This is a genomic window from Streptomyces sp. NBC_00554, from assembly GCF_041431135.1.
Taxonomy (GTDB): Bacteria; Actinomycetota; Actinomycetes; order Streptomycetales; family Streptomycetaceae; genus Streptomyces.
The window spans coordinates 3,798,060-3,824,831 of record NZ_CP107799.1 but is presented as its reverse complement, the minus strand read 5'-3'; the positions used below and the strand labels follow the sequence as shown (position 1 = coordinate 3,824,831).

23 protein-coding genes, 1 pseudogene and 2 CRISPR repeat arrays (1 of these 26 cut by a window edge) are annotated in these 26,772 nt (G+C 69.0%); of the genes and pseudogenes, 10 read left to right on the top strand and 14 right to left on the bottom strand.

Annotated features, from left to right (window positions below; translation table 11 throughout):
* Positions 1–124: a CRISPR direct-repeat array (repeat unit 29 nt; unit sequence GGGACCATCCCCGCGTGTGCGGGGAGCAG) (it extends 1,369 nt beyond the left edge of the window).
* A gap of 91 nt (positions 125–215) precedes the next feature.
* The 10 genes from cas2e to OG266_RS16420 form a co-directional block, all read right to left on the bottom strand.
* Entirely contained in the window at positions 216–569 is a 354-nt protein-coding gene (gene cas2e / locus OG266_RS16465) for a type I-E CRISPR-associated endoribonuclease Cas2e (RefSeq protein ID WP_371546467.1), read from the bottom strand.
* Positions 566–1,546: a type I-E CRISPR-associated endonuclease Cas1e gene (gene cas1e, locus OG266_RS16460; protein ID WP_371546465.1), complete on the bottom strand. Its 981-nt coding sequence runs from the start codon at positions 1,544–1,546 to the stop codon at positions 566–568. Before cas1e ends, cas2e begins: the two co-directional genes overlap by 4 nt.
* 4 nt (positions 1,547–1,550) lie before the next feature.
* On the bottom strand, positions 1,551–2,294 hold the full coding sequence (gene cas6e / locus OG266_RS16455; RefSeq protein ID WP_371546463.1) for a type I-E CRISPR-associated protein Cas6/Cse3/CasE: 744 nt from the start codon (positions 2,292–2,294) through the stop codon (positions 1,551–1,553).
* Positions 2,294–3,046, bottom strand: coding sequence for a type I-E CRISPR-associated protein Cas5/CasD (cas5e, locus tag OG266_RS16450; RefSeq protein ID WP_371546461.1), 753 nt, complete (start codon positions 3,044–3,046; stop codon positions 2,294–2,296). The genes cas6e and cas5e overlap by 1 nt, the downstream gene beginning before the upstream one ends.
* A complete protein-coding gene (cas7e, locus tag OG266_RS16445; RefSeq protein ID WP_329550123.1) occupies positions 3,043–4,236 on the bottom strand; it encodes a type I-E CRISPR-associated protein Cas7/Cse4/CasC in 1,194 nt (397 codons plus the stop codon). The genes cas5e and cas7e overlap by 4 nt, the downstream gene beginning before the upstream one ends.
* Positions 4,236–4,937, bottom strand: coding sequence for a type I-E CRISPR-associated protein Cse2/CasB (gene casB, locus OG266_RS16440; RefSeq protein WP_371546459.1), 702 nt, complete (start codon positions 4,935–4,937; stop codon positions 4,236–4,238). Before casB ends, cas7e begins: the two co-directional genes overlap by 1 nt.
* A complete protein-coding gene (gene casA, locus OG266_RS16435; protein WP_371546457.1) occupies positions 4,934–6,604 on the bottom strand; it encodes a type I-E CRISPR-associated protein Cse1/CasA in 1,671 nt (556 codons plus the stop codon). The genes casB and casA overlap by 4 nt, the downstream gene beginning before the upstream one ends.
* Before the next feature lie 70 nt (positions 6,605–6,674).
* Complete coding sequence (cas3, locus tag OG266_RS16430; protein WP_371546455.1) at positions 6,675–9,458, bottom strand: CRISPR-associated helicase Cas3'; 2,784 nt, start codon at positions 9,456–9,458, stop codon at positions 6,675–6,677.
* A 377-nt stretch (positions 9,459–9,835) separates the two neighbouring features.
* Positions 9,836–10,964: a CRISPR direct-repeat array (repeat unit 28 nt; unit sequence CTGCTCCCCGCGCACGCGGGGATGGTCC).
* Between the two features lie 216 nt (positions 10,965–11,180).
* On the bottom strand, positions 11,181–11,384 hold the full coding sequence (locus tag OG266_RS16425; protein ID WP_371546453.1) for a DUF397 domain-containing protein: 204 nt from the start codon (positions 11,382–11,384) through the stop codon (positions 11,181–11,183).
* A 3-nt stretch (positions 11,385–11,387) separates the two neighbouring features.
* Positions 11,388–12,320, bottom strand: coding sequence for a helix-turn-helix domain-containing protein (locus tag OG266_RS16420; protein WP_371546451.1), 933 nt, complete (start codon positions 12,318–12,320; stop codon positions 11,388–11,390).
* A gap of 211 nt (positions 12,321–12,531) precedes the next feature.
* Here OG266_RS16420 and OG266_RS16415 point away from each other — a divergent pair, with 211 nt between their 5' ends.
* A complete protein-coding gene (locus OG266_RS16415) occupies positions 12,532–12,981 on the top strand; it encodes an ATP-binding protein (RefSeq protein WP_371546449.1) in 450 nt (149 codons plus the stop codon).
* Positions 12,982–13,157: 176 nt separating this feature from the next.
* On the opposite strand, the gene OG266_RS16410 is transcribed toward OG266_RS16415, so the two are convergent.
* From OG266_RS16410 to OG266_RS16400, 3 genes are all read right to left on the bottom strand, one after another.
* Positions 13,158–14,186 (bottom strand): hypothetical protein, encoded by a 1,029-nt coding sequence (locus OG266_RS16410; RefSeq protein WP_371546447.1) that lies wholly within the window; start codon positions 14,184–14,186, stop codon positions 13,158–13,160.
* The gene (locus tag OG266_RS16405) at positions 14,183–14,725 is read right to left on the bottom strand and encodes a SigE family RNA polymerase sigma factor (protein WP_266455456.1); all 543 of its coding nucleotides are present in this window, start codon (positions 14,723–14,725) and stop codon (positions 14,183–14,185) included. Before OG266_RS16405 ends, OG266_RS16410 begins: the two co-directional genes overlap by 4 nt.
* Positions 14,726–14,791: 66 nt before the next feature.
* Positions 14,792–15,010, bottom strand: a complete 219-nt coding sequence (locus tag OG266_RS16400; protein ID WP_329545830.1) for a hypothetical protein — start codon at positions 15,008–15,010, stop codon at positions 14,792–14,794.
* Positions 15,011–15,351: 341 nt separating this feature from the next.
* Here OG266_RS16400 and OG266_RS16395 point away from each other — a divergent pair, with 341 nt between their 5' ends.
* From OG266_RS16395 to OG266_RS16360, 8 genes are all read left to right on the top strand, one after another.
* Positions 15,352–16,590, top strand: coding sequence for an amidohydrolase (locus OG266_RS16395; protein ID WP_266455450.1), 1,239 nt, complete (start codon positions 15,352–15,354; stop codon positions 16,588–16,590).
* Positions 16,591–16,960: 370 nt separating this feature from the next.
* Positions 16,961–18,016: a BMP family protein gene (locus tag OG266_RS16390; protein ID WP_266455447.1), complete on the top strand. Its 1,056-nt coding sequence runs from the start codon at positions 16,961–16,963 to the stop codon at positions 18,014–18,016.
* 302 nt (positions 18,017–18,318) lie between these two features.
* On the top strand, positions 18,319–19,368 hold the full coding sequence (locus OG266_RS16385; RefSeq protein ID WP_371546444.1) for a BMP family protein: 1,050 nt from the start codon (positions 18,319–18,321) through the stop codon (positions 19,366–19,368).
* 271 nt (positions 19,369–19,639) lie between these two features.
* Positions 19,640–21,256: an ABC transporter ATP-binding protein gene (locus OG266_RS16380; protein ID WP_266455443.1), complete on the top strand. Its 1,617-nt coding sequence runs from the start codon at positions 19,640–19,642 to the stop codon at positions 21,254–21,256.
* Complete coding sequence (locus OG266_RS16375) at positions 21,256–22,386, top strand: ABC transporter permease (RefSeq protein ID WP_326721035.1); 1,131 nt, start codon at positions 21,256–21,258, stop codon at positions 22,384–22,386. Before OG266_RS16380 ends, OG266_RS16375 begins: the two co-directional genes overlap by 1 nt.
* Positions 22,383–23,648 carry an ABC transporter permease gene (locus OG266_RS16370; RefSeq protein ID WP_266455438.1) on the top strand — a complete coding sequence of 422 codons (1,266 nt, stop codon included), beginning with the start codon at positions 22,383–22,385 and terminating at the stop codon, positions 23,646–23,648. The genes OG266_RS16375 and OG266_RS16370 overlap by 4 nt, the downstream gene beginning before the upstream one ends.
* Positions 23,645–24,058: a cytidine deaminase gene (locus OG266_RS16365; RefSeq protein ID WP_266455435.1), complete on the top strand. Its 414-nt coding sequence runs from the start codon at positions 23,645–23,647 to the stop codon at positions 24,056–24,058. The genes OG266_RS16370 and OG266_RS16365 overlap by 4 nt, the downstream gene beginning before the upstream one ends.
* A gap of 82 nt (positions 24,059–24,140) precedes the next feature.
* The gene (locus OG266_RS16360) at positions 24,141–25,424 is read left to right on the top strand and encodes a thymidine phosphorylase (RefSeq protein WP_266463818.1); all 1,284 of its coding nucleotides are present in this window, start codon (positions 24,141–24,143) and stop codon (positions 25,422–25,424) included.
* 27 nt (positions 25,425–25,451) lie between these two features.
* Here the strand turns inward: OG266_RS16360 and OG266_RS16355 are convergent, their stop codons facing one another.
* Complete coding sequence (locus tag OG266_RS16355) at positions 25,452–26,372, bottom strand: AEC family transporter (RefSeq protein ID WP_371546440.1); 921 nt, start codon at positions 26,370–26,372, stop codon at positions 25,452–25,454.
* 123 nt (positions 26,373–26,495) lie between these two features.
* Here OG266_RS16355 and OG266_RS16350 point away from each other — a divergent pair.
* Positions 26,496–26,735 (top strand): annotated as a pseudogene (locus OG266_RS16350) (STAS domain-containing protein); the annotation flags it as partial.
* Positions 26,736–26,772: the final 37 nt, after the last annotated feature.

The following is a 26,772-nucleotide window of genomic DNA, read 5'->3' as shown; positions in this document are numbered from 1 at the left end:
AGTTGATGGTGCTGGGGAGTCCGCTGGCCCAGTTGGGACCATCCCCGCGTGTGCGGGGAGCAGCGCGAGGATGACCGGGTTGGCGTTGGCGACCGGGGACCATCCCCGCGTGTGCGGGGAGCAGTCTCCGTGACCTGCAAGTTTCTTAGGCGGTAGCCGAGAAAAGCAGGACTTTCGGAGAAGTTCTCATAACGGGCATGTTGCGTCTAACGCCCCTAACCTTTGCCGTACCGGCGCCGTTGTGAGGCTTTGCTCCAGCCCCTTTTCGGGGCGGTCTGCGGAGTCGCGGTGGCAGGCGCCTTGGGGCGATGGATGAGGGTGAGGCCCTCGTGGTCGCGGGGATGCCAGGCGTGGTCGTGGGTGCGGAAGGTGAAGCCCTGCTCGTTGTTGGTTGTGTGGGCCAGTAAGGCGCGGCCTTGGTCGGCGTATTGGCGGACCTCCTCCCACAGGGCATTGCGCACCCTCGTCGAGGGGTTGCCGATGAACACGCCGGGCGAGATCTCCAGTAGCCAGCGGGTCAGGAAACCGCGCAGTCCCACTGGGCAGTTGGTCAGGACGATGACTGTCACCAGGTCGTCTCCTCAGAGGAGAAGCCATAGTTGACGCCCGCGGCGACCCGAGCGTCCTGGTCGGACTGGAGCGTGACGACATCCACTTCGCCGTCGATCGCGGCGGCATCCGCGTTTCCGGCCACGCCACCCCCGGTGGGGAGTAGCAAGGCTTTCAGGTCATCGACGACCCGGTCGAGGAGCCCCACCTCATGAATGCGATCCCGGAGAGTACGGCGCGTACGAGCCCCCACGTCCTCGTCGGACTCGGCGGCGGCATCGAAAGCGACCGGGATGCCAAGCTCAGTCTTGTAGAGATCGGCCACGTCCAGGACGAACGACAGCTCGTGGCCCGAGTGGACGAAGCCGAGCGCCGTGGAGAGGCCGAGCGCAGCGACGACGGCGTGCGCCACGCCGTACATGGCCTGGGCCGCCGCAGTGACAGCTTGGTTGACCGCGTCTCCTGAGGTGAAGTCACCGGGTTTGTACCGTCGCCCCTTCCAAGGGACGCCCGTACGCTCGGCCTGCATGCGATAGCAGTCCTTGACCCGGCGGCCTTCCCGGCCTAGAAGTTCCTGGCGCGTGAGCCCAGCAGGATCCTCATCGGGAAACCGCAGGCGATACATCGCTCTGGCCACATCCAGTCGGCTGCGGCGGTTGGCCCAGCACAAGGCCTGCGCCTCGGCCAGTGCCGAGGAGCGGGTGAGGGCACGCCCTCCGGCGTAGAACCGGACCCCGTGCTCGCCGACCCACACCACCCCCGCCCCGGTCTCGCCGAGCACGCTCATCGCCTGGTGGGTGATGCGCGTGCCAGGACCGAGGAGCAGTGTCCCGATGGTCGCGGAGGGTATGTGGGTCACCCCCTCCGCGTCCTCCGCAGTGATCGCGTTGGCGTCACGATGGACGGTGCAGCGTTCCAGATAGACGAAGGACGAGCGATCGCCGACGCGAGCCAGTTCCCGTGGACCGCTTGCCGCCCGTTGGCCGGTGGTTCCCACTGCCTCAGCCCGCCGGCGCCAGGGTCATGAGGCCACCGCCGTACGCCTTCGCCCTTCCGAGGCCCTGGGTGAGCACACGACGCAGAGCTTCGGGATCCGTGACCTCCAGGCGGCCGTCGTACGTCACGAGTTTGAGTGTCACCCGGCCCGTACGACCGCCGCCTCCGCTCGCCTCCCGCTTGCCGAAGTTCAGATCACGCTGATCACGAACGACGACCTGATACTCGTCCCCGCGCTCGGTATGGCGCCGCTCCTCCGACTTCTGCACCAGCCGGAACCCCGCCGCCTCCTGACGCTGCAGCAACCAGCCCAGCTGGTGACGGGCATTGAGGTGCGCAGTCAACTTCGTCGGTGCGTCATCCCGATTGCGCACACTGTGGACAGGGTTGGCGGTGAGGCGGAAGTTCCAGATGCCACCCTTGTCGAGGCGACCGAGGAAGGATCCGTAGTCGTACGTCTTCCAGCCCAGAGACCCTGAGGCCGCCGCTGCGGGCCAGCCCGCCTGCTCGACGAGGTGTGTCAGATCGGGCCGGTCGGGACTCACCACGTACAGGAGGACTTCGGCCGGCGAGTTGCGGTCCAGGCGCCACAGGACGCGAGGACCGTCCTTGTTCCCCCGGTCGCTCGGGCTGCTGGGCAGAAGCTCCGGAAATGACGACATGACCGCAGCGTGCATCCGCTGCGGCGAGGCGAGGAGTCGTCGGCCGTCGGGTCGAGCGGTGTTGACTCGGAAGCGGGTCAGGAACATCAGGCGCCTTCCAGGACGCTGGTCGGATCGTGGGCCGGGGCACCGTGACGCTGATCTGCCGTATGCGTATGTACGGGGCGGCCGTGAGGGTTGGCGACCCGTACCGTCGCCCTGCGCAGGGTGCGTAGGGCGTAGCGCCGGTGCCGGGGGTCGAAGCTGAGCGGTTGGTCGCGCAGCGTGTCTCCGGGTGAACCGCCGCCGTCCCCGCTACGACCGGGCTCCGTGATGACCTGAAGCTCCACGGTCGCTTCCTGCCGGCGCCGTCGCTGATGCCATGCTGCGGCCCGCCAAGGCTCGTCCCTCAGTACGTCCTCCAGGTCGGCGTCCGCGTGCACGCCAAGCTCCACCGGTCGGGACGGCGGACACGAGCGTCTGCCGAGGTACGGCAGAAACCGCGGCGCCCGCACTGCGTCGTACAACTCGGCGATGAGCCCGCCCTCACCCTGCACCGCGGCGACGAAGACAGCGTCCGACAGGTAGTAGCGCTCGGATATGGGCATTGCGTCGTCCGTCTCGGCGTGGTGAGCCGTCTGGAAGTCCCTTGTCCGCGTGCCCTGTTGATCGACCCGGACGCCGAAGCGGAGTGCTGCGAGATCGGAGAGGTCTGCGTCGCGCTCAAGCCCTTGAGCTGCAGCCAGCAAACCGATGACACCGCTCTTCGTGGGCGCGTTCTCCGTCGTACGCCTGGCGAAACGGGCAGTTGACCCCCACGACTGCAAAGGGCCGGCGAGCTGTAAGGCCAGAACGCTCATCCGCGCCGCTCCAGGCGGTCGGCGACGGCCGCGCCCGCAACGTCGACAAGCCGCTTCAGACTGGGTACTTCGGTGCCGAGGCCGGAGACCTTCTGCGTGGCCGGTCCGATCCGCAGAAGCCAGGTGTCGGTGGACTCGTCGCCGTAGGCACGCTCGATTTCCGGGATGTAGTCGGCCAGCCGGGCACAGGCAGTCTCCATGTGTCCGCCGAACTCGTCCGCCACAACCGGCTTTTCGAAGGCCGAGACGAAGCTGACCGGGCGCGAAGAGCGCAGCGTGACGACGACGGCGTCCGGCAGCGTGTGGTTGCCGAATGTATTGATCTTCCCGGTGGGCAACGAGGCGACGAACCCCTCCACGAAGGCTTCGACGGCCCTGCGGACCGGAGTGGTGGGCGACTCTTCCGCATCGAGTCCCTTGCCCAGGTTCCTCTCCAGCAGGTCGACGTCGACTGCCGCGTACCGGTACAGCGTGGCCGAGTTGAAGTCGACTGTGCCGATCATTCCGGCGCCCGGTTCGGCGCCGGAGTTCCGGTCGTCGACGGCGGTGAAGTAGTCGGACTCGTTGGACACTTGGTGCACACTCAGCGCGTGCGCGACCTGGGTCGCAGCATCGACGTTGATGTCGGGGGAGTCGGCGACCATACGTCCGAACAGTGCGATGTCGACGGAATGGCGGGTGTCGGCGATGCGCTTGGCCCGGGCCTTGTTGTCCTTGTCCTTCAGGAAGCCCTTGATGTCCGCGGCGCCCTGGACGGCGAGTTCGGCAAGTCCGTCGAGCTGACGGGAGCTGAGGAACATCAGGTACGAGGACTCGGGAGCGGGCTCCTCCGCCCCCTTCTTCTTCGCGGAGTCCGCCTTCCGCTTGGGCGGCTCGACCTTCGAACCGGTGGCGGCCTGCAGCACCTCTGCCGCGATCTCCCAGGCCGCGGGACCCACGACGGCCGGAGCGCGCGCGGTGATGCGCTCGGCGAGTACTTCCGCCACTCGCTTGGTACGTACGCCCAGTTCGCCGGCGTCGAGCAGCTTGGTGAAGTACCGCCGGGTGGCTCGCTTCCACGCCTGGCTGGAGACCCGGGCGCGCGTGACGCCACCGTAGACGGCGGACTTCGGCGTACCAGTGTCGTCTCGGTTCAAGTTGCTCGGCGGGACGTTCTGCAGGACGTGCACTTCAAGAATGATGCGGCTGATCACTGAACGTCCTTTGTGTCGGAGTCGTCGTGGGCGCTGGTGCGGTCGCTGACGTCGTCGCCGTCGGGATCGGCGGTCGGGCTTTCAGCCGGAGTCGAGTCCTTCCGCATCGGTGCCACGGCGGCATGGAAAGAGCGCCCCCAGGAACGCCGTACGCCGTCGCGGCCTCCGGGCCGCTGCCAGAGGTGCAACTGGTCAGCGAGGAGGGCGTAGTCGAGGCCGATCTCGTCTCGGCGCAGAAGCGTCACCAGGTCTCGCATCCGGACGGAGAGCACCTTCAGGGAGGGTGCGGAGCCGACCCGGACGAAGCGTTTGCGGACCGGCTCGTCGATGGCGCCCACCGGCATCAGCCTGCGGACAGCCGAACCCAGTTCGAGCCCTCCGGTGCGGTGCATGCCGGTCCTCCGGGACTGCTGGTGCAGCGCCCACAGCGTCATGGCGGTGCAGACCGCGTTCTGAGCTTGGATGAGGGAGTTCTCGCTGGAGAGGTCCGCGTCCTCGTGCAACCCATCCAGTTCGATCAGACCCCACAGGTCGGGTACCGCCAGCGGGTCCTCCCCTGCCCCGCGGCGGAGCCGGGCAAGGGCGGCGACGGATTCGGACCGGTCGTTGAGATATCCCCGCTGCAGTCGGCCGATCTGGTCGCCGACGAGCGTTCCCACGGTGCCGAGCGGCGCGCGTGCTGGTGCTGCGATCGTCATGAGGGCACCTTCTGGGGGTCGGGAGCGGCTGCGGGAACCGTCTCGGGGGCGGCCTCGGCAGCGGCGGAATCGCCCTCGTACGTGGCGGAGCGCTCGTAGGCGAGCGGAAGGTGCTTCTTCAGAGCGGATCTGAAGCGCAGATCTGCCGAGGCCGCATCAAGCCACGATTGCCCCTTGGCGTGCTCGATGACCCGCCCCACCCAGGCGGCCTCACCGGCCGCCGAGACCAGCTCGCCACCGATCGCACCGATCTCCCGGCGGACCGTCCGCTGCCACACCGCACGCAGTTCCCGAGGATCGTCGCTATCGCGGATACCGGTCAGCCAGACACGGTACGGGTGATCGAGCGCACCGAATCCCCGGTCGAGGGCGGCGTTCTTTCGCGGATCCGGGGCGCTTCCTGCCGCCCCCGCCAGGTCGGCGGCGAGGTGTCCGAGGACGCCGACCGCGGATTCTGCGACGGCGACGGCGTCGACTGCGGTCTGGCCGAGGCGGCGGTCACGATCATTGAGGAGGACCACGTCCATGGTGACGCTGTCCTCGGTGATCTCGTCGATGACGGACTGCTGGGTGCCGTAGACCGCCCCGTATGTCCGCACGCGGATCAACGTCCCCTTCGGCAGGGCTCGTTCAACGATCAGCCGAGCCAGCCAGTCGACAATGCCCGGCCGCAGTCCCGGCGGCGGATCGCTGCGCCCTGACGCGCCCTGGTCACGTGGAGCGATGAGCGCGGCCAAACCCCGCCATGCCGCCCGCGCCGGATCGTGCTCGCGAGGCATGTACACCAAGGGCTGTCCGAGCTTCTTTTCCTGGGCCTGGCTGCGTCGCCATCCCGACATGGGCTCATGGGGCTGCATGTTCTGTGGTGCGAGCGGATCGCCGTACGTGAGGACGACGCCGTACGCGCCGTCGACATCCGCGCTGAGCAGCAGCCGACGGGACTGCCAGGTGTACAGGTCACGGATGCCGTCGGGCCGCGAGGGAAGATCGGCGCCGGTGCCCGGTGCGGACGGGGCACGCCGCCACACCGGCCGGTCGTCCTTGCCTGCGTTCGCCGGTCTGCTTTCCGTGGCCATGAGGTTCATCAGCAGAGTGGTGCAGAGGGTCTCGCCCTCCGCCACGACACCGCCGAGGTTTCCGGCCCAGGCAACACCCTGCGGGTAAGCCTTCCCGGCCTTGGCCCTGCTGTCCCCGACTACGCCTGTCTTGATCCCTGACGTGTCGTACGCCTGGGCGTGCACCACCCATCGGGCTGCCTCCCCGAGTGAGATCCGGCGGACACCGGGCGAGCGCATCGTGAAGAACGGCGATCCGTTCGGGACGTCCGCGACGATTCGGTTGAGTGAGAAGACGTCGTCCTTCGGCGTCCGCAGTCCACCCGTCTGGAAGAACGGCACCACCGGATCCAGCAGATCGAACCGCCCCCGATGCTCCTCCAGATACCCCGGCACAGCCCCGAACGGATCATCCGCTTCCCACAGCTCGGCCCAGTCGTCCACATCCTGGGGACCGTCGAGCGCGTCGTGCAGGATGGCGAGCAACAGCCGTAGCAGTGCGAAGTCCTGCGTGGAGATGTCTCCGGCGAGCCGCCGAATCTCCCGAGCCCGAGTGAAGACCTCCCTCAGCGACAGCTCGGCTTCTCCGCCGTCGAGCAACTGCACCCGCACCCACGGACGCTCGACGAGATCGAAGGAAGGAGGGTGGCTGCGTAACTCCCTTGTGTCAGCAGAGTTCTGACTACTCGTCATTGAGTACCTCAAGTCCGTCTGCGAGGCTGTACCTGAGGGCGAACCCTGCCAGCCGGGTCTGACAATCCCTCTGAACAGGCAGAATGAGCTCTCCGGCCAGCCAATGGCTCTCCTTGGACTGCCACGCCGGGACACAGAACTCCTCAAGTTCCGCGATCACCCGGCCGATGACGCCCGGATGCGCGAGCTGGAGCGGCAGCCGCAGCCCGCACGCGGCAGCGGCCTTCGCCGCCGGTGCCGACGGCACCGCGTCCTCGGGCAGCGGCAACCCGCCACGGCCGTCACCGATCCACTCCACGGTGGTCAGACGTCCGTCCGCATGCCGCTGTACGACGATGACCTCCAGACTCTCCTGGCTGTCCCGCACCTGCGCGCGCCCGGCCCGGGTGTCGTCCGCATCCCCCGCCCCGGCGGCGACCCACCCCGTCAGCGGGCGCCCCGTCTTGGCCTCCGGACCGAGCCGGAAGGTATCGGCACGCCGCTCCTTGTCAGCCTGCTTCCGCTCGTGCTCGCGCCGGGCCTCGTCCATTGCACTGGCCCACTCGCGCGGCCCGACGGCGGTGTCCCCGTACGCCTCCTGCACGAGCGGACTGATGTCCTCCGGCAGTCGTACGGGCATGTCCGCACCGTCGAGATGCGGTTGGAGAACGGCCAGCGATCGCAGCAACGCATGCCGCCCATAGACCACCTCCGACCCGCGCACCGGTACTGGGGGTGAGGCCTTCCACTCCACCCCCGTCACCAGACACCAAGGTGTGCTCAGTGGCCCGGGCCGACTTTCCCGGCGGTGCCGGTGGAGGCGTCCCATCCGCTGCAGAACCAAGTCGATGGGTGCGAGGTCCGTGACCAACAGGTCGAAGTCCACGTCGAGGGACTGCTCGGCGACCTGGCTGGCCACGACGATGTGCCGTTCGGGCCGAACTGACGACGACGGTCCGAACCGATCGAGCAGGTCCGCGTCCTTCGCCGCCCGGTCCAGGTCGATGAACCGGGCGTGCGCCACGGTGACCACGTCTTCGCCGAACCTCTCGCGCAGCGCCTTCGCCGCCTCCAGCACGCGGCTCACGGTGTTGCGTACGACGAGGGCACAACCCCCGTCCGTCAGCTCGGCTTCCAGCCGGTCTGCCAGTACCACCAAGTCGTCGTCCACCGACTCAACTTGGACGGCGCTCGCGCGGCCCGACCCACCGGGAAACTCCACGACGGGTGGCTGCCCTGGTGCAACGGCGGTCACCACGGGGTAGCCGTCGGCCTCCTCCAACGCGGCATACGCGCCGGCCGGCTCACCCGCGTAGGCCTCCGACAGCGCCCTGCGCCGCGCGGCGGGCAGCGTGGCCGACAGGACGATCACCGGCACCCGGTAGGCGCCCAGCCAGGACAGCACACGATCGAGATACGAGTTCATGTACGTGTCGTAGGCGTGCGCCTCGTCGATGACCACCACCTTGCCCGCCAACGCGAGGTGACGCAGTGCGAGATGACGACTCTTCAGCCCCGCGAACAGCAGCTGGTCGATGGTCCCGACCGTGAACGACGCAAGCATGGCCTTCTTACGCCCGCGAAGCCACGCGTGTGCGACGAGCTCGGCGGGAGCGGATCGCAGCTGTGCCCCCGAGCGGGGTGACTCCTCCCGCCCTTCGGTGTCGATCGCGGCGATGCCCTGCCTGGAAGCACGCATCAGCCCGTCGAAGTCCTTGTTCAACGCGGCTTTGGAGTGAACGAGGTTGACCGACAGCCGCCGGTCCATCGGGCCCATCGAACCCCCTGCCTCGACCGGTAGCCGGTCCAGCCACCGTCGCACGCGAGAGAACATCGCGTTGCCAGTCGCCATCGTGGGCAGGGCGAAGAAGACTCCTCCCGCACCGGAACGCGCCGCGAATACCTCGGCGACGGCCAGCGCGGCCTCGGTCTTGCCCTCGCCCATGGGGGCTTCGATGAGCATCAGGCCGGGTGCGGCTGTCCCGCGGGCGATCCGGACGGCGGCTTCCTGCACAGGGCGGGGCTTGGCGCCGGTGGGCAGTTCGAACCGCTCGGCGAACAGTTGATCCACCGACGCCTGCGGCATCTCGGGCCGCCAGGGCGCAGGCAGATCCAACCCCCGCCAAGCTGCGGCTACGCGCTCGCCATCCGTATGGGCGGCTGCCTCTGGGAAGTAGGGGAAGAGGTCGCGATTGCTGGCGACCCAGTCGGCAACGATGACGAGGGAGGACAGCAACACCTGGACGTGCTGGGGCAGTTTGACGCGGGCCCATTCGCCGAGCCGGTCGCGCACGCGAAACTCATCGGCGCAGGAGTCCAGGAGCTGGTGCTGGACACGCTTCCACAAGTCCTCGCTGGGCCCGGGAGTACGCAGCAACTCGGGATGGCACTCAAGATCGTAGATCTGCGCGTCGTCCGGCGGAGCCCCGTGATGACCCCCGACGACGACAGCGAACTGACCAGTGCTCCGCCCCGACCACCCCTGCTCCTCTTCCAACCACTCCTGCAGCAGCAACTGGCCGGCGAGCCCATGAGGCGCCATCCGCCGGTCCATCCCCATCTCCCGGCGATACGCCATCGCGAGCCCGGCCGCCCGCATCCGATCCGCGAGCCCGTCGACCTGACAGGCGAACGCCGGTGTCGCCTTCCCGATGTCGTGTACCCCGGCGATCCAGACAACCAGCCGACGCGCATCGTCGACGCCTCCGGGCAACACGTCGGCGACCAACCGCCGCACACTCCCAGGCACCCATCGATCCCAGAGCATCCCGGCCACCGCGGCGCTGTCGGCCATGTGCCGCCACAACGGCAACCAACCATCGCTGAGGGCATCATGCTTCGCCCACACAGTCCGAACCGCCCCACTCAACCGTGCGCCCAACTCCTGCGCCGGAGCCCCCTCCAGATCGGTCACATCGGCAGTCAAGGCCACGCGGCCGAGGTGTGTGTGGATTCCCGGGTTTTCCTGTCAGGTCAAACGGGGCGCTGCTATGACGGTTGCTCGCCGAACGGGCGCACACCACACTGGAGATCACAGCTTCCGGCCGGACCTTGCGTCCAGCGAGGTCGCGATTCCGCAAGGACGTTAGGCCTACTTCACCCGCAATGTCGCAATACTGGAAAGTGCCTCACCCTGACCACGGGTTCAACAAAACCCCCAGGTCACGGAGTCTGCTCCCCGCGCACGCGGGGATGGTCCCGCCCGGTCACCCCGACCGGACACGACCCACGAACTGCTCCCCGCGCACGCGGGGATGGTCCCTCCGAAGGACTGCTCGAAGCAATCGCGACCGTCTGCTCCCCGCGCACGCGGGGATGGTCCCCACGAACGCGCTCGTCGGCCAACTGTCGACCGCTGCTCCCCGCGCACGCGGGGATGGTCCCTGGTCGTCGGGGGCGGTGACGAGGAAGGCGATCTGCTCCCCGCGCACGCGGGGATGGTCCCGCATGGCTGGCAGGGGCAGGGCTTGCGGTAGCCTGCTCCCCGCGCACGCGGGGATGGTCCCTCTGGGCTCGTTCGGTGAGATGCGAGGCGTGCCTGCTCCCCGCGCACGCGGGGATGGTCCCACCTCGACCGGTACGCGGAGGTGCTCCGAGAGCTGCTCCCCGCGCACGCGGGGATGGTCCCCAGGTGGTTCTCCGGCCGTCCGCATTCCCCCACTGCTCCCCGCGCACGCGGGGATGGTCCCGGCCGGGAGCGGGGAACGGCCCGAACGATGCACTGCTCCCCGCGCACGCGGGGATGGTCCCGCCGGCCTGATCGGCAAGCGATGCGGCAACGGCTGCTCCCCGCGCACGCGGGGATGGTCCCGGCACGAGGTAGCCGCCCGCGTTGTCCGTGAGCTGCTCCCCGCGCACGCGGGGATGGTCCCGTCCGTCAACCGTCGAACCACCGACTGCACCGCTGCTCCCCGCGCACGCGGGGATGGTCCTCGTCCGCACCTTCGGCCTCAGGGTCGTCTACGCTGCTCCCCGCGCACGCGGGGATGGTCCCTCCCAGGTCAGAACGGATGTTGCTGGCCTTGACTGCTCCCCGCGCACGCGGGGATGGTCCCGACCAGTTCGCGGGCACCCTCACCATCCCCACCTGCTCCCCGCGCACGCGGGGATGGTCCCGCGGTCGCGGGATCGGCCACCACCCGATCCAAGCTGCTCCCCGCGCACGCGGGGATGGTCCCGGGGTGTGGGACCTAGAAGTCGTACAAGGCTCCTGCTCCCCGCGCACGCGGGGATGGTCCCGTCGGATGGCGGGCTCGAAATCGCCCCAGTCACTGCTCCCCGCGCACGCGGGGATGGCCCCTAAGGCTCCGACTGGGAGCGAGGGAGTTGGGCATGGAGGTAGATCCTCCGGTGCCGTATTCGCCCAGTGGCTGGCTCGCATGCGTCGCCAACGGCTCAGTGGACCGCGAGCCAAGTGCAGGCCCCGGACGCAAGGGGACACGAAGTGCCCCCGCCTGTTGATGAGTTGTCGGCCTATGGTTGAGCCGGGCGGCGGTCGCGCGGTACGGCGCGCGCACTACGGGCGGTGAGGTGCGCCGCCCATTCGCTGCCCGGCGTGCACTGAGAAAGCCACCCAGGCCGAGGCAGTGACCCGGAGTATGGGCCCGTCCACATCCTTGGAGTCACGGATGGCGACGGTGCCGGGGATGTTGCGGGCGACTTCGACGCACTCGCCATTACCGCTGCTGCGGCTGGACTTGACGAACTCGAAGTGCGGCACGGCTCACAGCTCCTTGCGGATACGTTCGATCAGGTCGACGGAATCGCGAAGGGCGAGCCCGTTCCGGACGATCCGCTCGAACGTGACGTTGTGACGTGTGGCGTCCGCCTCGCTCTCCAGCCACAGGGTAGACGAGGTCGTGTCCATGTAGACCACGTCCATCGCGCCGGGTTCGGCGAACGAGACGACGCTGAACGCGCTGGTCATGCCGGGGTGGGAGCCCGCGAGGAAAGGGACCACCTGGAGTTTCACGTGGGGCAGGCGGGCTGACTCAACCAGGTGCGCCAGTTGTACACGCATGACCTCGCGGCCACCCACCAGTTGGCGCAGCGCTCCCTCACCCACAACCGCCCACAAGCTGAGCGGGTTGCCGTCCGCGAGGCGCGCCTGCCGTGCGACCTTCGCTTCGACGAAGCGCTCGATCTCGTCCGGGTCGTCCCAGTCCGCGTTGCCGACCGCCAGGGCCCTGGCATAGTCCGGCGTCTGCAACAGCCCGGGGACGAAGGCGCCTTGCCACGTACGGACGCTGGTCGCAATGTCCTCCAGGGCCACGTACTCCACCAGGGAGCGCAGCTCGGGGTACTGATTCCACCACCCCTTGGCCTTACGACGCTCACGGTCTGTCTTCGCCAGGTTGAGCAACCGCTCAACGGCCCTCGGATCACTCACGCCGTACAGATCGCACAGGATCCGGATGTCCGGGTCACGGAAGGGCACCCACCCCCGTTCCATCTTCGCGACCTTGGCCGCGGTCGCCGAGAGCGCGGCCGCGGCTTGCGGCTGCGTGAGGCCGGCATCGTCACGGAGCCGCAGCAGTGCACCGCCCAACTTGCGTGCGAGCACGGTGGATACGCGGTTGCCGCGTGTGAACTGGCCTGCGGTCACGTCCGGGTGCCTCCTGTGTCCCGGCCAGTGTGCAGCTCGCCGAAGCAGCATCGCAAGCAAGTTTGGGGATAGATATCCCCGAGACTGCTTGCGCACATCTCCGGCTCGCCACTACCTTCGGTACTCAATCGCCTACTCAGCGACACCAGTTAGCGGAAGTGCACCGCGCTGCTCACCCCAGGGCCGTACGGCTGAGCCACCGCCCCCCACCCACCTGGCCGCTGCCCCAGGCACCCGACCCCGCACAAGGAGGTGCGCGCCCATGACCGGCTCCTGCGACCCCGATTGGCACGGCCGCCGTCGCCACGCCCCCGACCACTACGACGCCGTCAGCTACACCCCGTACCCCCAGAACATCCCCCATGCCCGCAGACGCGTGGCCCGGCTGGCCACCGAGTGGGGCCACCCCGGTGCGGCCGGTGACGCGGCACTACTGGCAAGCGAGTTGTGCACGAACGCGCTGCTGCACGGGTCTCTGCGAGACCGGCTGTTCCGCGTGGAGACGTCGCTCACCGACCAGGTGCTGCGCGTAGCCGTGACCGACCCGAGGGGTGAGCGTCTTCCGGAAGTCCGCGCTGCGGAGGACGGTGAACAGTTCGGACGTGGACTGCTCATTGTCGGATTACTGGCCGCGCGGTGGTCCGTGGAGAAGCTCACCGTCGGCAAGAGGGTCTGGGCGGAACTGGATGTCCCGGGAGGGCGCGATGCGTAATCGGCTCGCCCGTCTCCGAGGGTGTGGTGGTGGGGCTCGGTCGAAGAATGAAAGGGGACGCATATGGCAGTCGAGTGACAGCGTGCGGTGGGAGAGTCCGGGCGGCCACCGGCGGGGCCGACCCGCCCGATGCCCGCCCCGGCCCCGGCCCCGGCCCCGGCGCCGACGCCGACGCCCTACGACAACGTCTTCGCGTAGAACTTGTCCCGGTCGGAGTCGTACACCAGCTTGCCGGCGGCGTCGTAGCCCTTGATGCGAGGGGCCGCGGTGACCTGCTGGTCGAGGATTCCGGTGGCGGCGAACCAGCCGTGGTCCAGGGCCGCCTCGCTCGTCCTGCTGCCGTACGTGACGGTCACCTTTGCCACCGAGGAGTCGAAGGTGCCGATGCTGCCCCAACGGAACGGCAGCTTCCAGCCGTTGCTGGTGATGATCGTCTGCTTGTAGAGCTTGCCGCCGTTCATGTCGGGGACGACATGGCCGGTGTCCGGGCCGGCGTCCGAGCCGCTGATGTTGATGCCGCTCGCCTTGCCGTCCTTCACGTTGCAGATGAGTCGCGTCTGCTCCTGCTTCGGCTTCTCCCTGACCGCGACGACGAAGATGCCGTCGCCGGGGGCGTTGTCGTCCCCGGTGCTGTTCATGGCGAGGAGGACGCGGTAGTCGGCGGCGGTCCCCAGATCCGAGTGCGAGAAGCCCAGGTCGCCGTTGTAGGCGATGCACGCTTCCAGCCCGTCCGCGGCCTGCGACAAGGTGATGCCGTCGACGAGCTGGCCGGGGGTCGCCGGGCCGGCGGGACCGGACGGCGACGGGGATGGGGATGGGGGCGCCGAGGTGGGGGGCGCGCTGGAGGTGGGGGAAGCCGTCCCCACCACCGTGTCCGCGCCGGCCGGCGAGCCGTCCGCGCGTCCGAAGGCGTACGCCCCCGCGGGCACGGCGGCCAGGGTCACCAGCACGACCCCGGTGGCCGCCGCACGCCGCCGGCTGCCCGTGCGGCCCTGCCGCTGGATGGTGGCGCAGGGAGCGGGCGAGGGCGCGATGGCGTACGCGTCCTCGGCCAGCAACTCCCTCAGCTGCGCCTCGAATCGGCCTGGAGCGGAGTGCGCGTCGAGACCCGGACCGGAGGGCGTTCCACCGCCCGGCTTCGAGCCCTTCGACCCCCAGGAAGGGTCCCAGCCCTCGTACATGCCCTCGTTCTCGTCCCGGCTCACCGGCTGCCTCCCCGTTCGAACGTCATGGGTCCGGGCGCGTCCATGACCCGCGCAAGACCCGGATACTCACGCAACTTCGCCAGCCCCTTGGAAGCCTGGCTCTTGACCGTGCCCTGCGAGCAGCCCAGTACCTCGGCGGTCTCCGCCTCGGAGAGGTCCTCCCAGTACCGCATGACGACCACCGCCCGCTGCCGCGGCGGCAGCCCCGCCAGCGCGGCCATCAGCACGCTCCGCTCGTCGGCCCGTGAGACGGCGTCGTCCTGCCCCGCCCGCTCCGGCGGCGCCGCGGTGAGCCGCTCGGTGACCCGCCGCTTGCGGAAGCGGTCGCTGTTGCAGCTGACCAGCACGCGCCGCACGTACGCCTCCGGGCTGTCACTGCGCCGCACCCGCCGCCACGACCGGTAGGCCTTGGCCAGCGCGGTCTGCGTCAGGTCCTCCGCGTCGTGCGGATCACCCGTCAACAGATAGGCGGTCCGCACCAGATGGGTCCATCGCGCTCTCACGAAGGCCTGAAACTGGGCATCTTCCTCGACCTGCATTCCGCACCCCCTCGCCCCCCAGACCACCGGTTCGGGGAATTTGGTTGCCCGGACGCCGGGAGTCTTCTACGGCTCCTCCTCCCGCCAGGTGAACCCCGCAAGTCCCGCCCCGTCGGCAGGCGCTCCGGTGCCGCGCCGCCGGAGCAGCCAGACCCCCCACCCCAGCACCCACCCCGCGAGGATCATCACCACCAGCCCCCCGACGACCAGCCCGGCCGTCCCGAGGAACCCGAACCTCGCCAGCATCCAGGGGATCTGGTCCTCACCGCATCCACATGCCCGCATGCGCCGAGCCTGCCCCGCGAGGGACCGGCAATCACGGTCCGTGTCGGAACCGCCGCGTGGCGGTGATGGTTCCGGGATCACGGGGCGGGCTGTGAGACCGTGGAGAGCGAGTACGGGAATGGGCTCGGGCACATGGGACGTTTCCACTCGGGAGTCCGCGGGAGACCCTCGGCGGATCGGCTCAAGATCCAATCGCCCGGAAAGCCGGGCGAGTTTACCCATCCCATTCACTGTGTATGCGCCGTGCGGCCAGATTTTCTTCCCCTAACGGGTTGAAGTTTTGTTGATCGTGGGTCAGTTGGCCGCCCGATCGCCCTACCCTTCAGAGGGTGAACGAAGTCATGTCCCGAGAGTCCGAGGCCGATCTCCCCGGGGAAGCCGTGCTCCCCGGCGCGCTGCCCGAGGCGCTGCGCGCCGAACTCGTCGCGTTCCGCCGCGACTTGCACATGCACCCCGAGCTCGGCAACCACGAGTTCCGCACCACCGCGGCGCTCAAGGCGCGCCTGGAGCTGGCGGGCCTGGAGCCGCGCGTGCTCGCCATCGGCACCGGGCTCATCTGTGACATCGGCGACTGGGACGGCGTACGCCCCCTGCTCGCCCTGCGTGCCGACATCGACGCGCTGCCCATCCCGGACACGAAGGCCGACTGCGCCTACCGGTCGACCGTGCCCGATCGCGCGCACGCCTGCGGACACGACGTGCACACGTCCGTCGTGCTCGGCGCCGGTCTCGTCCTCGCCGAGCTGCACCGCGAGGGGCGGCTGCCGCGGCCCGTACGGCTGATCTTCCAGCCCGCGGAGGAAGTACTCCCTGGTGGCGCCCCCGACGCGATCGAGTCGGGCGTCCTCGAAGGCGTCGGGCGGATCATCGGTGTGCACTGTGACCCGAAGGTCGACGCGGGGCGCATCGGATTGCGGCACGGCGCCATCACCTCCGCGTGCGACCGGCTGGAAGTCGCACTCGACGGCGCGGGCGGCCACACCGCACGCCCGCACCTCACCACCGACCTCGTCACCGCCGCCGCCCGCGTCGCCACCGACGTTCCCGGCCTGGTGGCCCGGCGCACCGACGCGCGCAGCGGGCTCGCCGTGACCTGGGGGCGGATCGAATCCGGGCACGCCTGCAATGTGATCCCGAACCACGCCGAGCTCTCCGGGACCGTGCGCTGCCTGGACCTCGCCACCTGGCGGGCCGCGCCCGACCTCGTGCACGCGGCGATCGACGAGATCGCGAACATGTACCGGGCGAAGTCCGAGATCAACTACATCCGGGGCGTTCCGCCGGTCGTCAACGACCCGGTCGTCACCGACCTGCTGCGCGACGCCATGACCGCCCGGCGCGGGGTGCACTCCATCGAGGACACCGAGCAGAGCCTCGGCGGCGAGGACTTCTCCTGGTACCTGGAGCACGTGCCCGGCGCGATGGCCCGGCTCGGAGTGCGCACGCCCGGCGAGCGCGCCCCCCGCGACCTGCACCAGGGCGACTTCGACGCCGACGAGTCGGCGATCACGGTGGGCGTGGAGCTGTTCACCGCGGCGGCTCTGCTGGACGGGGCGTCCCGCTCCGACGCCGGGGTCTGAAGGGACGGGCGCGACTCCTCCGCGGTCGCGCCCTCCCGGTCGACTCCGGTCACTTCGGTCGCGTCCTCTCCGCCGACTCCGGTCACTCCGGTAGCGCCCTCCACCCCTGCGTCGTAGCGTGGTGCCGAGACACCCGTAACCGCTTGTCCAGTCACGCATACTCGCAATCCGCACACGGATCGTCACCACGACAGTGGGCGCTCTGTCCTCAAGTGAACCTTTTGGCCCCACGGTTCACAGGGACGTAACCGGCCATCGGCACGAATGGATAACGGCCAAGCCAAACCCCGTTCCCTGGACGGTCTACGCGCGTTAATGTGCGCCGAACTCAGCACCCACTGCGGGGCTTTGGAGAATGGGGAACCTTCAGATGCGTCGGATATCCAGACTGACCCGCGTCGCGGTGGGGGTCGCGTCGCTTGCACTCGCGGCCACGGCCTGTGGCGGTACCAGTAACGAAGCGGGCGACGACAGCAGCAGTGCGAGCAGCGGGGGCAAGGGCCTCGCCATCGCCTACGACATCGGCGGCAAGGGCGACCAGTCCTTCAACGACGCGGCGTACGCCGGCCTTGAGAAGGCGAAGGCCGAGTTCAAGTACGAGACCGCCGACATCGAGCCCACCGACGGTGAGACCGACGCGGACAAGGAGCAGCGGCTCGCCTCGCTGGCCAAGCAGGGCTACAACCCGGTCATCGGCATCGGGTTCGCCTACGGCCCCGCGCTGACGGCCGTCGCCAGCAAGTACCCGGACACCACCTTCGGCATCGTCGACTCCGTGGTCGAGGGCGCCAACGTGGCGTCCCTGGTCTTCGCCGAGCAGGAGGCCTCGTACCTCGCCGGTGTCGCGGCCGCCAAGGCCACCAAGACCAACACCGTCGGCTTCGTCGGCGGCGTGGACATCCCGCTGATCCACAAGTTCGAGGCGGGCTACAAGCAGGGCGTCACGGACACCAACTCCAAGGTCAAGGTCGTCTCGCAGTACCTGACGCAGACCGCCGAGGAGGGTGGCTTCTCCAGCCCCGACAAGGGCAAGGCGGCCGCCGAGGGCCAGATCGAGAAGAACGCGGACGTGGTCTACCAGGCGGCCGGTCTGTCCGGCCAGGGTGTGATCGAGGCCGCCGCCGCGGCGAAGGTCTGGGCGATCGGTGTCGACTCCGACCAGTACAACCAGGCGGCCCTGAGCAAGTACAAGGACTACATCCTGACCTCCGCGCTCAAGGACGTCGGTGGCGCCGTGTACTCGCTCGCCAAGTCCGTGAAGGACGGCAAGCCGCTGACCGGTGTGCAGACGTTCGACCTGAAGGTGGACGGCGTCGGTCTCGCCGACAGCAACCCGAAGATGGCGGAGATCGCCGGTCTCACCGACGCCGTGGCCAAGGCCAAGGCGGGCATCATCGACGGCACGATCAAGGTCAAGACCGAGTAGTGACCGCACCGGCGGCGGGCTGAGGCCCGTCCCGCGCCCGAACGGGCGAACAGGATCAAAGTCACATGGAGCGGGCGGGTGCCGAAAGGTACCCGCCCGCTTCCGTGTCCGCGCCGCAGGTCACCCACCGCCACCGCCCCTTTGCGGTCGGCAAGGCTCGACCCGTCAAATGAGCGCCGTCGGGCACAGCCGCATAACAAGGTGGACAGAAGGGGTTTTCTAGTTGGTCTACGCGCGTTAATCTGCGGCGAAGCCAGCGCCGAGCCGTTCCGTCAGGCGCTTGTACGACAGGAGCACAACTCATGCGCCGGGTTCCCCGCATCGCGCTCGCAGGCGCTGCGACCGCGTCTCTCGCCCTCGTTCTGTCCGCCTGTGGCGGCACCTCGACCTCCTCGAGCTCGTCGGAGTCGAAGGGCGACCTCGGTCTCGCCATCGCCTACGACGTCGGCGGCAAGGGCGACCAGTCCTTCAACGACGCCGCGTACGCGGGTCTCGAGCAGGCGCAGAAGGAGTTCGGCTACAAGACCGCCGACGTGGAGCCCACGGACGGTGAGACGGACGCCGACAAGACGCAGCGCCTGGTCTCGCTGGCCAAGCAGGGCTACAACCCGGTCATCGGCATCGGCTACGCCTACGCGCCCGCCATCAAGGAGGCCTCGGCGAAGTACCCCGACACCACCTTCGGCATCGTCGACGACTCCACGGTCGAGACGGCGAACGTCGCGGACCTGGTCTTCTCCGAGCAGGAGGCCTCCTACCTCGCCGGTGTCGCGGCCGCCAAGGCCACCAAGACCAACACCGTCGGCTTCGTGGGCGGCGTGGACGTTCCGCTGATCCACAAGTTCGGCGCGGGCTTCGAGCAGGGCGTCAAGGACACCAACTCCAAGGTCACCGTCCTGTCGCAGTACCTGACGCAGACCGCCGAGGAGGGTGGCTTCTCCAGCCCCGACAAGGGCAAGACGGCCGCCGAGGGCCAGATCGAGAAGAAGGCCGACGTCGTCTACGCGGCCGCCGGTCTGTCCGGCCAGGGTGTCATCGAGGCCGCCTCCGCCGCCAAGGTGTGGGCGATCGGTGTCGACTCCGACCAGTACAACCAGGAGGCCCTGAAGGCGTACAAGGGCTCCATCCTGACCTCGGCGACCAAGGACGTCGCCAAGGCGGTCTACAACCTCGCGAAGTCGGTCGAGGACGGCAAGCCGGAGACCGGTATCGTTCGGGGCGACCTGAAGTCCGGTGAGGTCGGCCTGGCCGATTCCAACCCGGAGTTCAAGAGCAACACCGCTATCCAGGACGCCGTCGAGGCGGCCAAGGCAAAGATCATCAGCGGCGAGATCAAGGTCAAGACCAGCTGACGAGCAAGACCTCAGGACCGCTGAGCGGCTCCGGGGAAGTTCAGGAGGCTCCACAGGTGCCGCCCGCTCTTCCCCGGAGCTGCTTAGTAACCGCGGGGTTACGTCCGCTCAACGGGGTACGGGGAGTCTGGCTCTCCGTATCCCGTTCTCGCGGCGCGTCGCCCCTTATGTTGCCGTAGGGGCGCTACGCGCGTAGACGACCCCCTTTCCCTCAGGAGAGTGCGCCATCAACGCGTCCAGCAGCCCTCCGGCCGGCGCGGTCAACGGTCAGGTGACCGCAGTCGAACTCGCCGGGATCACCAAGCGGTTCCCCGGCGTCGTGGCCAACCACGACATCCACCTCAGCGTCCGCAAGGGCACGGTGCACGCCCTCGTCGGCGAGAACGGTGCCGGCAAGTCGACGCTGATGAAGATCCTCTACGGCATGCAGAAGCCGGACGAGGGCACCATCGCCGTCGAAGGCGAGCAGGTCACCTTCTCCTCGCCCGCCGACGCCATCGCACGCGGCATCGGCATGGTCCACCAGCACTTCATGCTCGCCGACAACCTCACCGTCCTGGAGAACGTGGTCCTGGGCAGCGAGAAGCTGTACGGCATCGGCGGCAAGGCCCGCCGCAAGATCCTGGACCTCTCCAAGCGGTACGGCCTTGGTGTGCGCCCCGACGTCCTCGTCGAGGAGCTCGGTGTCGCCGACCGCCAGCGTGTGGAGATCCTCAAGGTCCTCTACCGCGGCGCCCGCATCCTCATCCTCGACGAGCCCACCGCGGTCCTCGTCCCGCAGGAGGTCGAGGGGCTCTTCGCCAACCTGCGCGAGCTCAAGGCCGAGGGCCTGTCGGTCATCTTCATCTCGCACAAGCTGGGCGAGGTGCTCTCCGTCGCCGACGACATCACCGTCATCCGCCGCGGTACGACGGTAGGCACCGCCGTCCCGTCCCAGACCACCTCGCGCCAGCTCGCCGAGCTGATGGTCGGCAGCGAGCTGCCGACCCCGGAGACGGCGGAGTCCACGGTCACCGACCGCCCGGTCCTGACCGTCACCGACCTGCGCCTGGTCGCCCCCGGCGGCAAGGCCCTCCTCGACGACATCACCTTCACCATCCACGCGGGCGAGGTCCTGGGCCTCGCCGGTGTCGAGGGCAACGGCCAGACCGAGCTGATCGACGCGCTCATCGGCCTCAAGGGCGCCGACTCCGGCACCATCACGCTGGCCGAGGAGGAGATCACCTCCTGGGCCACCCGCAGGCGCCGCGAGCAGGGCATCGGCTACATCCCCGAGGACCGGCACCGCCACGGCCTGCTCCTGGAGGCCCCCCTCTGGGAGAACCGCATCCTCGGCCACGTCAGTGAGAAGCCCAACGCGAAGGGCATCTGGCTCGACATCAAGGGCGCCCAGGCAGACACCCGCCGGATCGTCGAGGAGTACGACGTCCGCACCCCCGGCATCGACGTCACGGCGGCCTCGCTCTCCGGCGGCAACCAGCAGAAGCTGATCGTCGGCCGCGAGATGAGCAGCAAGCCGCGCTTCCTGATCGCCGCCCATCCCACCCGGGGTGTGGACGTCGGCGCGCAGGCCCAGATCTGGGACCAGATCCGGGAGGCGCGCCGCGAGGGTCTCGCCGTACTGCTGATCTCCGCCGACCTGGACGAGCTGATCGGCCTGTCCGACACCCTCCGGGTGATCTACAACGGCAAGCTGGTCGCCGACGCCAACCCGGCCACCATCACTCCGGAGGAGCTCGGCACGGCCATGACCGGCGCCGCCACCGGCCACCTGGAGAACGAAGAGCTCGCCGAGCAGGTGGAGCTCGAAGAGCAAGCCGAGCAAGCCGCCGATCAAGCCGAGACCACGGCAGACACCCCGGACGCCCCGGAAGACGAGGCCCGCTGATGAAGAAGTTCGACAAGGAGCGCCTGCTCCTCGCGGTGGCCGGACCGGTCATCGCGCTCGTCGTGGCCGTGGCGCTGACCTCGGTCGTGCTGATCGCCTCGGGCAAGAACCCGATCGAGCCGTACACGCTCATGTTCGAGCAGGCCACGTACTCCGACATCCAGGTTCTGATCATCAACCAGGCCTCGATGTACTACATCGCGGCCCTCGCGGTGGCCATCGGCTTCCGGATGAACCTGTTCAACATCGGTGTGGACGGCCAGTACCAGCTGGCCGCCATGATGGCCGCGGTCGTCGGCGCCCATGTCGCGCTGCCGACCGTCCTCCAGGTCCCGCTGCTCATCCTGACCGCGGTCTGTACGGGCGCGTTCTGGGCCGGCATCGCGGGTGTCCTCAAGGTCACCCGAGGGGTCAGCGAGGTCGTCGCGACGATCATGCTCAACGCGATCGCCACCTCCGTCATCGCCTACCTCTGGCTGCCGAACGTCTTCGGCGTCAAGGTCGGCAACAACAACACCACCGGCGAGATGGACAAGTCCGGCTGGGTGCCCGGCTTCGACATGGGCGACTCGGGCGAGATCTACGGCCTGGTCGTCCTCGCGGCGCTGCTCGGCATCGGCTACTGGATCGTCCTCAACCGGACCCGCTTCGGCTTCGACCTGCGCGCCTCGGGCGCCTCGGAGACCGCCGCCGCGGCCAGCGGTGTGAACCCCAAGCGCATGGTGCTCACCGCCATGCTGGTCTCCGGCGGACTGGCGGGCCTCGCGGGCCTGCCGATCCTGCTCGGCGACTCGCACACGTACAGCCTGAACTTCCCGACCGGCATCGGCTTCCTGGGCATCGGCATCGCCCTCCTCGGCCGCAACAACCCCACCGGCATCGCCTTCGCGGCCCTGCTGTGGGCCTGGCTGGACAAGGCGTCGCCCGAGCTCGACTACAACGGCTACGACAAGGAGATCGCGGTCATCATGCAGGGCCTGATCGTGCTCTCGGTCGTCGTCAGTTACGAGTGGGTACGCGAGTGGGGTCTGCGCCGCCAGCAGCGCCGCGTCGGCGCGGAGCTGGCCGCGGGCAACGTCCTCGGCGCCTCCTCCGACAACGACACCAAGAAGGAGGTGGCGGGCCGATGACCACCGCAACCGACGTCAACCAGCCCTCGCTGGAGACCGCGCCCCCCGGCGGCCGCCGGCTGTCGCTTCCCGTCCTCCTGCTGGTCATCGCGGGCGGCCTCGCGCTGACCTCGATCGTCCGCATCATCACCGGCGCCGACGGCATCACCAACGTCAGCCAGATGTCGACCGCCCTCGAACTGGCCGTCCCGATCGGCCTTGCCGGTCTCGGCGGTCTGTGGGCCGAGCGCGCGGGCGTCGTCAACATCGGCCTCGAGGGCATGATGATCCTCGGCACCTGGTTCGGTGCCTGGGCCGGCTACCAGTGGGGCCCGTGGAACGGCGTCCTGGTCGGCATCATCGGCGGCTGCATCGGCGGTCTGCTGCATGCGATCGTCACCGTCACCTTCAACGTCAACCACATCGTCTCCGGTGTGGCCATCAACATCCTGGCGCTCGGCGTCACCCGCTACCTCGCCCCGCTCGCCTTCGAGGGCGTCCAGGGCGGCTCGGCCAAGCAGTCCCCGCCGGTCGACTCACTCGGCAGCTTCACGGTGCCGGGGCTGTCCGACTGGCTCACCACCCTCAACTCCAAGGGCTGGTTCTTCGTCTCGGACATCGCGGGCCTGCTCGGCGGCCTGGTCACCGACGTCTCCTGGCTGACCCTGATCGCCATCGCGCTGATCCCCGCCACCTGGTGGATCCTCTGGCGCACGCCCTTCGGCCTGCGTCTGCGGTCCTGCGGTGAGAACCCGATCGCGGCCGAGTCGCTCGGCGTCAACGTCTACAAGTACAAGTACATCGCCGTGATCATCTCCGGCGGTCTGGCCGGCCTCGGCGGCGTCTTCCTCTCCACCGTCGCCAACCCCTTCTACCTGGAGGGCCAGACCAGCGGACGCGGCTACATCGGTCTCGCCGCGATGATCTTCGGCAACTGGATGCCGGGCGGACTCGCCCTGGGCGCGGGCCTGTTCGGCTACACCGACAGCCTCAACCTGCGCGGCGGCTCCGAGAACGTCCACGCGCTGCTGCTGCTCGCCGCCATCCTGCTGCTCATCGGCGCGATCTGGCTGGCGATCAGGAAGAAGTATGTGCCCGCCGTGATCACCCTGGTCATCGGTGTCCTGGTGTTCCTCTGGTACGCCCTCACCAACGAGGTCCCGAACCAGGTCGTCTCCGCCACGCCGTACGTCATCACGCTGCTGGTGCTCGCGCTGTCGGCGCAGCGCCTGCGAATGCCGAAGGCGGACGGTCTGCCGTACCGGAAGGGGCAGGGCAAGTGACGGCCGCACACGGGGGTTCCTCGGCCGTCGACTGGGATGCCCTTCGGGAGGTGGCCCGCGCGGCCATGTCCCGTGCATACGCGCCGTATTCGGGCTACCCGGTCGGTGTCGCCGCCCTCGTCGACGACGGCCGGATCATCTCCGGCTGCAACGTCGAGAACGCCTCCTACGGGGTCGGACTGTGCGCCGAGTGCGGTCTGGTCTCCGAGCTGCACAACACCGGGGGCGGCCGGCTGACGCACTTCACCTGTGTCGACGGGCGGGGCGAGATCCTCGTCCCGTGCGGGCGCTGCCGTCAGCTGCTGAACGAGTTCGGCGGTCCTGATCTGATTCTGGAGACCCCGGCCGGGATCCTGCCGCTCTCCGAGATGCTGCCGCAGGCCTTCGGGCCGGAGCATCTCACCAAGTAACTCCGTGCGGCCCCTCCCGATCGACCGATCACCGATCGTCGGGAGGGGCCGCTCACCTTTCGGAAGGAAAGCCATGACTGTGTTGTCGATGGATGCCGTCTCCGTCATCCGCACCAAGCGGGACCGCGGTGAGCTCAGCGACGAGCAGATCGACTGGGTCATCGACGCGTACACCCGCGGCGAGGTCGCCGACTACCAGATGGCCGCCCTCAACATGGCGATCCTGCTCAACGGCATGGACCGCCGTGAGATCGCCCGCTGGACCGCCGCGATGATCGCCTCCGGCGAGCGCATGGACTTCTCGTCCCTGTCCCGCCCGACCGCCGACAAGCACTCCACGGGCGGCGTCGGCGACAAGATCACGCTCCCGCTGGCGCCCCTGGTGGCGGCCTGCGGTGCGGCGGTTCCGCAGCTGTCCGGGCGCGGCCTCGGCCACACCGGCGGCACGCTGGACAAGCTGGAGTCGATCCCCGGCTGGCGCGCGCTGCTCTCCAACGAGGAGATGCTCGCCGTACTGGACGGCGTGGGCGCGGTGATCTGCGCGGCGGGCGACGGTCTCGCCCCCGCCGACAAGAAGCTGTACGCGCTCCGCGATGTCACCGGCACGGTCGAGGCGATCCCGCTGATCGCCTCCTCGATCATGTCCAAGAAGATCGCCGAGGGCACGGGCTCGCTGGTCCTGGACGTGAAGGTCGGCACCGGCGCCTTCATGAAGACCATCGAGGACGCGCGTGAACTCGCCTCCACGATGGTCGGGTTGGGCACGGACCACGGCGTGAAGACGGTCGCGCTCCTTACCGACATGTCGACACCGCTGGGTCTGACGGCGGGCAACGCGCTCGAAGTACGGGAATCCGTCGAGGTGTTGGCAGGCGGCGGCCCCTCGGACGTCGTCGACCTCACCGTCGCCCTGGCCCGCGAGATGCTCGACGCGGCCGGCATCAAGGACGCCGACCCGGCGAAGGCCCTGGCCGACGGCTCCGCGATGGACGTCTGGCGTCGCATGATCGCCGCGCAGGGCGGTGACCCGGACGCCACGCTGCCCGTCGCACGCGAGCAGCACGTCGTCACGGCGCCCGAGTCTGGCGTACTCACCCGCCTCGACGCCTACGACATCGGCATCGCCGCCTGGCGCCTGGGCGCAGGCCGCGCCCGCAAGGAGGACCCGGTCCAGGCCGGAGCAGGCGTCGAACTCCACGCCAAGCCGGGCGACACGGTGACCGCGGGCCAGCCCCTCCTCACCCTCCACACGGACACCCCGGAGCGCTTCGAGTACGCGCTCCAGTCGGTCGAGGGGTCCTACGACATCGCGGCCGCCGGCACGGACTTCAAGCCGACCGCGATCGTGCTGGACCGGATTTCCTAGCCTCAGTTGTTGCTCATGGGCTGGTGGTCATCCCAGTAGTGCCGCGATGACCACCAGCACCGGTACCGCCAGGATCGTTGACAGCAGGATCGACTCGCGGGCCAGGGTTTCGCCGACCCGGTAGCGCGAGGCGTAGGTGAAGAGGTTCTGGGCGGCGGGCAGGGCCGAGGTGACCACGACGTCGAGCAGGGGTGCGCCGTGCAGGCCGAAGACGCCGACGGCCAGGGCCCAGGCGGCCAGCGGCTGGCCCACGGACTTGAGGGCCACGGAGAGCAGTACCGGGTGCCGGTCGGAGCCGCGCCCGGGGAGGCTGCTGCCGCACAGCGAGATGCCGAACGCCAGCAGTACCGCGGGCACCGACATGTTCCCGATCAGCGTGAGCGGGTCCAGGACGGGGCCCGGCACTGTCAGGCCGGTCGCCGAGACCAGGACCCCGGCGAGGGAACCGACCGCGATCGGGTTGCGGAGCGGCGTGATCAACTGATGCCACAGGGGACCCTTCTCGCCGTCCCCGGACAGGTCCAGGACGGTGAGCGCGACGGGAGTCACGGCGACCACCTGGAAGAGCAGCACGGGCGCGACCAGCGAAGCGTCCCCCAGCACGTATACGGCGATCGGTATGCCGAGGTTGCCCGAGTTGACGTAGCTGGAGCACAGCGCGCCGATCGTCGTACGCCCCACGCCCCAGCCCCGTACGGCACCCACCGCGACGAAGACGCCGGCCGCCGCGGCCGTGCTCAGCGCCGTGACCAGGAGCCGGCTGGAGAAGATCACCGACAGGTCGGCCCCCGCGAGCGTCGTGAACAGCAGGGCGGGTGATGCCACGTGGAAGGCGAGCTTGGTGAGCACCTCACGTCCGTTGTCCCCGAGGTATCCGCGCCGTCCGATCACATAGCCGACCCCGATGACGACGGCGATCACCGCGAAGCCGGTCAGCACCCCCTGCACGTCGCCCCCTCGGCGGGGAGGCGGCCGTCGGGTATCGCATGAGGTGTTGGTTCGTGGGGCATACACCCAACCCTCTGTGGGCAGCCCGGCTCAGGTCAATGTGATCCTGTGCGGACCCTCGCGATGAGTTCCGTGCCCCCGGCCGGTCTACTGAATGTGGATGCCACGACACCCGCGGTACTCGTGCTGCCGGGCCCGGTCACCAGGGACGAGGTGCCCCGGCTCTGTGACGACGTGCGCGCGCGACTGGAGACGAGCGGGAGCGGGGTGGTGGTCTGCGATGTCGCGGGGATCGGGCCGCCCGGCCTGGGCGCCGTGGATGTACTGGCTCGGCTGGAGCTCGCCGCGCGGCGGGCCGGAGGCCGGATACGGCTGCGGAATCCGGACCCGGCCCTTCGCG